Source organism: Spiroplasma endosymbiont of Danaus chrysippus (genome assembly GCF_902809815.1).
Lineage (GTDB): Bacteria > Bacillota_I > Bacilli_A > Mycoplasmatales > VBWQ01 > Spiroplasma_E.
The window spans coordinates 201094-211888 of sequence record NZ_CADDIL010000003.1 but is presented as its reverse complement, the minus strand read 5'-3'; the positions used below and the strand labels follow the sequence as shown (position 1 = coordinate 211888).

Here is a 10795-nt window from a genome sequence, read left to right as displayed (position 1 = left end):
AATTATAGAGAAAGGAGGAAAAAATGAAAATAATTAACCGTAGATTTGATTTAGATATCATAAATTTAAAACAAAACTTATTAACTTTATTAAAAGAAGTAAAAAAAGAACATAAAGACGCTTTAATAGCAATGGAAACACAAGATTTTGACATGTCAAAAAGAATTGTTGAAACCGATAAAGAAATTAGAACAGTCGCTGAAAGTTTAACAATTACTGCAATTTGAAGTATTGCTCAACAAAATCCTTTTGCTACTGACTTACGTACTATTATTGGCTATATGAATATTATTCGTGATTTAGAACGTATTTCAAATTATGCTAAAAATTTATCCAAATTTAATGTCAAATATAAACCAGAAATTAAATTAACATCTCAATTATCAGGATTAATGAAAAAAGTATTTAAAATGATGGATTTAATTGGTGAATCTATAAATGAAAATGATATTAACAAAGCTTATCAAGCAGCAGAATATGATATTGATATTGATAATCGTTTTCGTGAATCAATGAAAAACATTGTCAATATGTTAAAAGTAAACAAAAATAATGATCAACTCTCTCAATATACATCAACAATGCAACAGTTGAAATATATTGAAAGACTAGGTGATCACTTAGTTAACATTTGTGAAACAATAGTATATATTATTAAAGGTAAATTTTATGATTTATCTTCAACAAAAATATCTGAATAATTTATCAATCATTGTTAAAATAATTACTTTTTTTGCAAGTTTCATTTAAATATTTTTAAGTCATACTTTAATATGATAATACTTATTATTATTTTATTTTTAATTGTATTAAATTAAGGTATGATTTTTTAATTTAATATTAAAATTTCTAAAAAGAAATGGGAATGTTTAGTAATCTGTGTGACTTACAAAAATAACTATGTTTAATTAATTCTAGTAAATATAATTTATATATCTAGAAAGAGTGAGTTACAGATGGCTAAAAAAGATAATCTTAATAACAATGATCCAATATCAAAAGCAGTAGATTTATTATTAGAAAATACTGAGGATTTAACAACAGTTTTTAAAGAGGGAGGCTTATATAAAGAATTAACTAAACGATTGGTAGAAAAAATGTTGAATTCTGAGATGCAAAATTATTTAGGACACGAAAGAAATCAACGCAGTAATAATGACAATGTTCGTAATGGTACAACATCAAAAAAATTAATAACTCAACAAGGTAAAATTGAAATTGATCTACCAAGAGATCGCAATAGTAATTTTGAACCAGTAATAATCACAAAAAGACAGAGAAGATTTGATGGTTTTGATCAACAAGTTCTTTCACTATATGCAAAAGGTATGACTTTATCAGATATTAGAATGCAGTTGCAAGAGTTATATGATGGCGCAGATATTAGCGAAAGCGTAATTAGTCAAATTACTGATGATGTCATTGATGATGTCAAAGCATGGCAAAATCGTCCATTAGATAGTGTTTATCCAATCATTTATTTTGATTGTATCGTAGTTAAAGTACGTCAGGATAAACGTATTATTAACAAATCAGTTTATATAGCTTTAGGAGTTGATTTAGAAGGTAAAAAAGATGTTTTAGGTTTATGAATTAGTGAAAATGAAGGTGCTAAATTCTGATTAAATAATTTTACAGAAATGAAAAATCGAGGCTTAAATGATATTCTTATTGCTTGTAGTGATAATTTAACAGGCATGTCAGAGGCAATACAATCAGTTTATCCTAAAACTGAACATCAATTATGCATAGTTCATCAAATTAGAAATAGCTTAAAATATGTTTCATACNTCATTTACTTTCAAACGATTCTAAAGCTTGAATTGCTTGTTCTTCACTACATGCTGTATAAATTGGCTTTAAATCGATAACTAGAGACTTTCGATGTTTGTATGAAACATATTTTAAGCTATTTCTAATTTGATGAACTATGCATAATTGGGGAATGTTTAGTAATCTGTGTGACTTACAAAAATAACTATGTTTAATTAATTCTAGTAAATATAATTTATATATCTAGAAAGAGTGAGTTACAGATGGCTAAAAAAGATAATCTTAATAACAATGATCCAATATCAAAAGCAGTAGATTTATTATTAGAAAATACTGAGGATTGCTACTTAGCCCTTTTTACTAGACCATTAATTTAAAAAAAACTTGAATGTATTCGAAAAACAATTGTGTTATACAATTAACACTAATTTTGACATGAAAGGATTTTTAATAATGGATAAAATTAAACAAATAGCATTAGTAATTAACAAGTTAAATATCAAACAAAAAATTCAAATTATTGATGATAGCAAAAACCAATATTCAATTAGATATCTTTGCCAACATCTTCAACTAAACCGATCAACATATTATTTTGTAAAAAACAAACAAAACCCTATTAAAAAAGAAAAAAATCAAATTAGTAATTGTACACATAAATATCAAGAATTATGCCAACTTTTACTTGAATTTCATTTTACAAGAAAAGGACAAATTTATGGCTATTTACGAATTTTTTCAGCATTTAAAGAATGATTAAAACAATACAAACATATTATTTTAAATCTAGAATTATCAACAAAACAAATGCGNTTTGGGAATGTTTAGTAATCTGTGTGACTTACAAAAATAACTATGTTTAATTAATTCTAGTAAATATAATTTATATATCTAGAAAGAGTGAGTTACAGATGGCTAAAAAAGATAATCTTAATAACAATGATCCAATATCAAAAGCAGTAGATTTATTATTAGAAAATACTGAGGATTTAACAACAGTTTTTAAAGAGGGAGGCTTATATAAAGAATTAACTAAACGATTGGTAGAAAAAATGTTGAATTCTGAGATGCAAAATTATTTAGGACACGAAAGAAATCAACGCAGTAATAATGACAATGTTCGTAATGGTACAACATCAAAAAAATTAATAACTCAACAAGGTAAAATTGAAATTGATGTACCAAGAGATCGCAATAGTAATTTTGAACCAGTAATAATCACAAAAAGACAGAGAAGATTTGATGGTTTTGATCAACAAGTTCTTTCACTATATGCAAAAGGTATGACTTTATCAGATATTAGAATGCAGTTGCAAGAGTTATATGATGGCGCAGATATTAGCGAAAGCGTAATTAGTCAAATTACTGATGATGTCATTGATGATGTCAAAGCATGGCAAAATCGTCCATTAGATAGTGTTTATCCAATCATTTATTTTGATTGTATCGTAGTTAAAGTACGTCAGGATAAACGTATTATTAACAAATCAGTTTATATAGCTTTAGGAGTTGATTTAGAAGGTAAAAAAGATGTTTTAGGTTTATGAATTAGTGAAAATGAAGGTGCTAAATTCTGATTAAATAATTTTACAGAAATGAAAAATCGAGGCTTAAATGATATTCTTATTGCTTGTAGTGATAATTTAACAGGCATGTCAGAGGCAATACAATCAGTTTATCCTAAAACTGAACATCAATTATGCATAGTTCATCAAATTAGAAATAGCTTAAAATATGTTTCATACAAACATCGAAAGTCTCTAGTTATCGATTTAAAGCCAATTTATACAGCATGTAGTGAAGAACAAGCAATGCAAGCTTTAGAATCATTTGAAAGTAAATGAAATAAACAATATCCACAAATTGCTAAATCTTGATATAAAAATTGAGAAAATTTAATGGTTTTTATTAGTTATCCAGCAGAAATTAAAAGGGTAATTTATACTACAAATGCTATTGAATCTGTTAATAGCCAATTACGAAAAGTTATTAGAAATAAAAAAGTTTTTCCTAATGATATGGCAGTTTTTAAAATTTTTTACTTAGCAATTGAAAATATCACAAAAAAATGAACATTGCCTATTCAAAATTGAAATACAGCAATTGCTCATTTTATGATAAAATTTGAAGACAGAATTAATCTGAACTAGTACTTTGTAAAACAAAGAAACACAGATTACTAAAAAGCCTCAAAGAAATGTTTAACTTAGTTCTTCTATTTTAATATTACTATTAATATTTTTTTTGTTATCTACATTTTGCTTATTTTTATTATATAATAAAAAAATTCCTATTATTAAACCAATTAAATTTAATGTTAAAAATAATAATATGATGCCTAATGCATTATTACTATTACATAAACTTATACCTCAAATTAAAAACACTATTCAAATTACTAAACATATTCATATAATAAATGTAATTAAACCAATACTCATTACCTTGCACCTTTTTCTTTCTAAAAAATAATTAAACTAAATAAAATATAGTATTTTCTATTAGATTCTTATAATTTAATATTTTTTTTATACAAGTATTTACTCTATATAAATATAAGAAAAATGCATATTTTTATGCATTTTTCTTATATTTATTAAATCAACCCCCCCATCTATAGCCTTTTCTTATGATCAATTTATTTCACTTGGTTTCATTGGTTTTTCATTATTCTTTACACTAATAATTTTACCATTTTTAACGTTAATAACAGTATTTGCAACATATTGGAAGTTAGGATTATGAGTAACCATAATAATTGATGTTTTATATTCTCGATTAACATCCAATAAAATTTCTAATACCTTACGCCCCATTTCCTCATCAAGTGCTCCTGTTGGCTCATCACAAAATAAAATTGTCGGATTTTTTGCTAGTGCTCTACCAATCGATACTCTTTGTTGTTGTCCACCTGATAATTGACTTGGAAACTTATTCATATGTTCATCCATTTCAATAACTTGAAAAATATCATCAATACTCATATTTTTATTTTTATTTTTAGCAAGATTTTCACCAACTTCAGCATTTTCACGAGCAGTTAAATTAGTTAATAAATTGTATTGTTGAAAAATAAAACCAACGTTATCTCGTCTAAATTTAGTTAAATGACTATCTTTTAATAAAGATAAATTGTATCCGGCCACAAAAACATCACCAGTATTAGGCTTATCCAATCCCGAAATAATATTTAATAATGTTGTCTTACCACTTCCCGATGGTCCTAAGATAACAACAAAATCACCTAATTTAATTTTTAAATTTACTCCTTTTAATACTTCATATTCTAAGTCTCCCGTTAAGTAAGATTTTTTAACATCAAATAATTCAATAACATTAGTTTTAGTATCAGGAGTATTATTAGTCATTGATACAATTTTACCTGCTAAAATTTCTTTTGAATGAGTTTTTGTTAATTTTTTAATTGATTTTTGATTATCTTTAAAAGCTTGCAATTTGGCTTTATTAGCTTCTATTTCTTCCTTTGATTCTGGTTTATCATGAGATTTATGAGTTACTGGTGGTATTGTACCTTCATTTTTAGATACTGACTTCTTTGTAAAACTAGATTCTAACTTTTTTTTAGTTACTTGTTCACTTGAATTTTTAGTGTTTTTTTTATCATTTTTCATGTTTTTATTCCTTTCTGCTTTTAATCAATTTGATTTAAAGTTTTAATTGGATTAATCTTCTTCATGGCATATCAATCAATAATAAAGGTTGTTGCATAAATACCAAAGACAATTAAACCAACCACAAGCGGTAATCATCAAACAAAGAATAATGGTAAAACCCATGTTGTATTAGCAGCTAAATAGTTAAGAATAAACTTAACAATTATTCATCCTACAGGAAAACCAATAACAAACATAACAGCAATCACTGGTAAATACATACCAATAACAATATTAGTTATTTTTGCATCACTATAACCAAGTGTTTTCATTGTTGCTATTGTTTTACGATTTTCATAAATTACTAAATTACTTGTTAATAAAATAATAAAGAACGAAATGATTAATGAAAAGATAATAAATGCAACCAATACTGTATCAACTAAAGCAGTAATTTGATTTAATAACTGACGATGTACAGATTGTGGTGTAATATTAATAGCACTACCTGCACCATAACCTTGATAACTAACACCACTATCATTATCCATACCACCATTTAAGCCAAAAGCACTATAATCCCCATATATTTGTGAAGTTGAAAATGAACTAGTTATATCTGGTAATGATTGGGAACTTGAAAATTTAAAATTAAAAATAGGATATTCATTATCAAAAGCAATAACAAGTTTAGAATTAGCAAATAAATTTAAAAAATCAGAATATTTCATTGATTTTAAAACATTAAAATCAATTCCATTAATATTTCCTTTATTTTGCCATTCTTGTTGAAATATTCTAAATAACATACTACGTGTATCATTATCATGATCTTTATTAGACTTGGACATATCATTATAATGTAATAACTTATCAGCACTAGTTTTAGAAACGTAAGCATTGGGTTGACCATAACCATTGTATATTCCTACTACTTTAAATCGTTTCATTTTTTTATCATGTTCATTAACTACATCACCATCTCTAACGTTTTTTAACATTTCTGTAAGACCACCCAGATTAGAATAAACATCTTTACCACTTGATACAAAACCAGAATCATTAAATTTTACATTTTGAGTTTTTAATGTAACATTGTTATCAATAGAATTATCACTAATATTAGAAAAATCAACTAATTTAGGAGCAAACTCTTCATATTTATGTAACTTATTATCTTTATATTTCATAATATTACCATTAGTATTCATTGTAAATTTATCATCAACTTTTAAATTTAATTGTTTAGCAATTGTTTGATTAATAACAATACTAATACTATTATCATTATTAATTTGTTCTAATAATGGATTTAAAGCTGAACCACCTGTATCATATAACTGCATCATTGATGGCTTACCCAATTGCTGCTGATTTTGTAAACCATAAACTTTTATCGGATACTTATGCCCTTTAAACTTAATATTAGGTGTTCCTACAAAATAAGTTCCTAATTCATCATTATTTTTGTCAAAAGGAATCACATTAAAACTAACATTAAATTGCGAATCAGGATTGTTATAAGCTTTAGCAATATTCTGACGAATAAAATAAGGCGAACGACTGTATGCACCTTGTACTACTGTTTGTCCAACTCGACCATAAAATAATGAACCAAATCAAATAGTTACTTTATTAATTCAATTATTTCTTATTGCAAAAGGAAGTTTTGAAGCATCATTATCTAATAATTCTTTTTCATCAAGAATATGAAGTGGATATTTATTATCTAAACCATCAAGTTGAAAATTATTTACTGCTTCTTTTAAACTAATTCCACCATCATTTGGTTTATTATTATAAGCAGGTAAATTAAGGTTACCATCAGGATCATGACTACTAGCAAAATTATTAAACTCAGTAGCAGATCAATCATCAGCATTAATACTATTATTTTTAGTTTTAGAAACTTTACCGTTAATACTCATTGCTACTGTCACTCGATAATCTTCATAAAATTTTCTAAGTGTATTATAAGTTTCATTATTATAAAAAGTATCATTATTAGTATTAGCTAAAATATCATAAATTGGTACCACTGTTGGTCAAGCACTAGGTGCAATAAGTTGTCCTGCAAACATTGCATTATTAATATTACTTTCATCTAGATTATTTAAAAATTGTTTAGTAAGCATTTTACCATATAAAAAAGTTAAACTACTCATTCCTAACTCAGCTGGAGCAGCCGCAGCACTAGTACTTAATGACATTGGTGCATATGCTTCTGAATTAATATTATTAACAAGTATTTCATCAAGATACTGACTTGGGTTATCACGATCTGTACGAATATAACTAGTACCATCAGGATCAGTAATAGTTTTATTTTTTCATTTATCTTGATTATTAGGATTATAAGTTTTATACATTGTATATGGTGAATTATAACTTGGCATATTATATTCTACTATTGATTGATAATTCATACCTGTATATGAAAATCTTTTATTATCAGCCATAATTTTTGGACCAATAATAGATGTTGTCATTAAAGTTGTTCCTAAAAACATAGTTAATGATGCTGCTGCCATTTTTCCAATTGATGATGTAAATAGTGATAAACGGAATCTTGTTAAAAATCCACGATTAATACTTTTTGTTTTAATAATTCGACTAAAGCGAGAATTAACAGTAGCTGATTCGTTTTTAATTAAATCTATTGGTTTTTTAATAACTGTTAAAGCACTAATAACTCATGCAATAATTGATAAAAAACCAAATATTAAAATTAAACAATATATAAATCCTAAACCATTAAAAATAAAATGACCAAAATCTAGATTAAAATAGTTGGCAAATGTTTGAACTATAATTACTTGTAAACCACTTGCTGGTAAAAACACTAAAATAGTACCAATAAATGCTGCTACCATTGGATAAGCTAAAGATGTAATTAAAATTTTAATATTACTATAATCTAATGATTTTAAAATTCCAATTTGTGTTCGTGAATTATCAATATTTTTATAAGTAATTAATATTACTGTAATTCCTGTAATAATTAAAACAATTAACAATAAACCAATTAATAAACTTTTAAATCCAATAATAGTTGCATTCAAAGTAGCAGTACGATTATTAAACGTATACTTATTATTTCCTAACTTATATACTAAAGCGGCATCAGAATCAATAGTATTAATATATTTACTTCTTAAACTTTGTGAAATTAATTTAATATCATTAATTTTACCTATTGTTGATTTTCCAACAAAATAAATTTCGCGATCATTATCAGAAGAAATTGTGATTTTTTCATTAGCTTTATCATATGATCAAATATAATTATTTTTTTCTAACCTTTTACTTAAACCAAATTGCATTGGATCAACGTATAATAAACCTTCACGAGTTTTATTTGGAATTGGTGTAGTTTGATCAATAATTGGGGTTGTGAAATCAGCAGATACACCATATCCAACAATTTTTAATCAATTATAACTACTATAAGCAGCATCATTTAAATCATATCCTGAAACTTTTAAACTACTTCCTAATTGATCTGATTGCACACGAATTGTATCATTAATATGCAAATTATTTTTTTGAGCAAATTCTTTATTAATAACTACCTGTTTTCAACTTGGAGTTTTATCTGGATTATTACTATCTCCTAATTGATAACCATCACTAATGATTAATTTATCAATACGAGCATCTTGATTATAAGTTAATATTTTTAAAATTCTAGGATTACTATTATTATCTAATTGCATAGTTCTGCCTTCAACACGATCTCATATAAATTCATTACCAGCATCATTTGCAATATTGTTAATATCAAAATCATTCTTTTCATCAACAGCAGTTGTTGATGTTGAGATTTTATTAGAAATAGTTTTTGGAGTAGTATTAGATAAATCAATAACAAAATCATGTAAATTAGATTTTGCAACTAATGTTGAATATTCATCAGAAATTCTTGCTAAACTTGTTTGCATTAATGAAAAAATAGTTGATGATAATAATACTAAAACAATTAAACCAACTAATTGAATTTTATTACGAAATGCTTGTTTAAACGCATTTTTAAAAAGCAAAAATGATTGTTTTTTCATATTCGTTCTTCCTTTCTTTTATAAATTTTAAAACAAAAAAAGTTATTGAATTAAAGCCATTTTTCAGCCATTAATTAAAGTTTTTAAATCTTGAATAGTTTTAGTAATAAGTAGTGTTAATTGGGCACTTAAAAAATAAGTTAAATTCTTCTTAAAAATAGCAATTAAAAGTTTTTTATTATTATCAGTAATAGAAACTTGGTGGTCAAAATTAGTAAACATTTGTTTTTTAAATTGCCATGTTAAAATGATAATTTTAGTTTTAGTATATGCTTTTACTGGAAATTGTTTATTAATAATATTGGGTAATGAAGAATTACTAAATAATGTCACTCAATTTTTTTTCATTAAATTAAAAATTGTAAATAAATTATCACTAAACATTTTTCATGAAAAAAAACCTAATCAATAGTAAAAGAACACTAAAATTAGTACTGAAACAAAGTTATTTATTGATGGTAATGATATTTTAATCATAGTAAAATTAAATTGTAAAATAATAGTAATTATAATAATTGACAAAATAGTAAAACGCATCACTTTCATAATCTGATTATTATTACGACTTAAAAAACTAAAACAAATAAATAAATGTAAAATCGAAATCAATGATAGCATTGGTAAACTTTCTAAATCTAAAAAATTAATATTAATTACCATTTCTTGAACTGGTAATAAAAATAAACAAAATTGTGATAAAAATCATAAACTAAATTGAAGAATAATGATTTTTGTTTTATTAAATATTTTTTTATTATTAATACTATTTTTATGAAAATTAATAGTAATTAAAAAAGTTAATTTCATAATTAAAAGTAAAAAAAGAACTGGTAAACCAAAAAAAATAAATAATTGTTCAAAATTATTAATACTATTAATTTTTAAAATATTACTACTACGTAACATTATATTCACCTTTAAATAAACTTTGCTATTATTATAATTATAAACTATTAAAATTAAATAATGCAATTATTTAGTTTTAGATAGTGTTCAAATATTCAAAAAAGAAAAGGAAAAAAGAAAATGTTATGAAACTGCTATATTAAATTCTTTAGTAATAATTTTGATAATGAATATCAATATTTACAACCTATGGATTCAAACTATATGTACTACCCCACTACTAATTATCAAACTACTACATCTACTACTAAAACAATAGCTGTTGAACAACCAACTAAAAATACATCAACAGTTTTTTCAAATAGAAAAATTATTTCAAAACCATTGAAAAAAAAGATACAAGAAATTAATATTAATAATATTACTATTTTTGAAGAAGAAAGTGAAAATCAAACTAAACATATATTTTTATAAATAAGAAAAGGAGGCTTTTTAGTAATCTGT

At 24.6% G+C, this 10795-nt stretch carries 6 protein-coding genes and 2 pseudogenes; 4 read left to right on the top strand and 4 right to left on the bottom strand.

The genetic code is table 4. The features are described 5' to 3' along the window. The first annotated feature begins 23 nt into the window (after positions 1-23). Both phoU and SPIRDC1_RS10500 read left to right on the top strand, forming a co-directional pair. Complete coding sequence (phoU, locus tag SPIRDC1_RS04815; RefSeq protein WP_174480791.1) at positions 24-701, top strand: phosphate signaling complex protein PhoU; 678 nt, start codon at positions 24-26, stop codon at positions 699-701. 255 nt (positions 702-956) lie between these two features. After that, positions 957-1790, top strand: a pseudogene (locus SPIRDC1_RS10500) (IS256 family transposase); the annotation flags it as partial. 1 nt (position 1791) lies between these two features. Here the strand turns inward: SPIRDC1_RS10500 and SPIRDC1_RS10020 are convergent. Beyond that, positions 1792-1941, bottom strand: a pseudogene (locus SPIRDC1_RS10020) (transposase); the annotation flags it as partial. A 743-nt stretch (positions 1942-2684) separates the two neighbouring features. On the opposite strand from SPIRDC1_RS10020, the gene SPIRDC1_RS04795 reads away from it, so the two are divergent. After that, entirely contained in the window at positions 2685-3923 is a 1239-nt protein-coding gene (locus SPIRDC1_RS04795; RefSeq protein WP_174479940.1) for an IS256 family transposase, read from the top strand. A 477-nt stretch (positions 3924-4400) separates the two neighbouring features. Here SPIRDC1_RS04795 and SPIRDC1_RS04790 read toward each other — a convergent pair whose 3' ends face one another. Genes SPIRDC1_RS04790 through SPIRDC1_RS04780 form a run of 3 tightly spaced genes read right to left on the bottom strand, consistent with a single transcriptional unit; the run spans position 4401 to position 10351 of the window. Then, positions 4401-5405, bottom strand: a complete 1005-nt coding sequence (locus SPIRDC1_RS04790; RefSeq protein WP_174480788.1) for an ABC transporter ATP-binding protein — start codon at positions 5403-5405, stop codon at positions 4401-4403. 20 nt (positions 5406-5425) lie between these two features. Continuing rightward, the gene (locus SPIRDC1_RS04785; protein WP_174480787.1) at positions 5426-9445 is read right to left on the bottom strand and encodes an ABC transporter permease; all 4020 of its coding nucleotides are present in this window, start codon (positions 9443-9445) and stop codon (positions 5426-5428) included. 42 nt (positions 9446-9487) lie between these two features. Beyond that, the gene (locus tag SPIRDC1_RS04780; protein WP_174480786.1) at positions 9488-10351 is read right to left on the bottom strand and encodes a hypothetical protein; all 864 of its coding nucleotides are present in this window, start codon (positions 10349-10351) and stop codon (positions 9488-9490) included. Between the two features lie 120 nt (positions 10352-10471). Here SPIRDC1_RS04780 and SPIRDC1_RS04775 point away from each other — a divergent pair, with 120 nt between their 5' ends. Beyond that, entirely contained in the window at positions 10472-10765 is a 294-nt protein-coding gene (locus SPIRDC1_RS04775; RefSeq protein ID WP_174480785.1) for a hypothetical protein, read from the top strand. Positions 10766-10795: the final 30 nt, after the last annotated feature.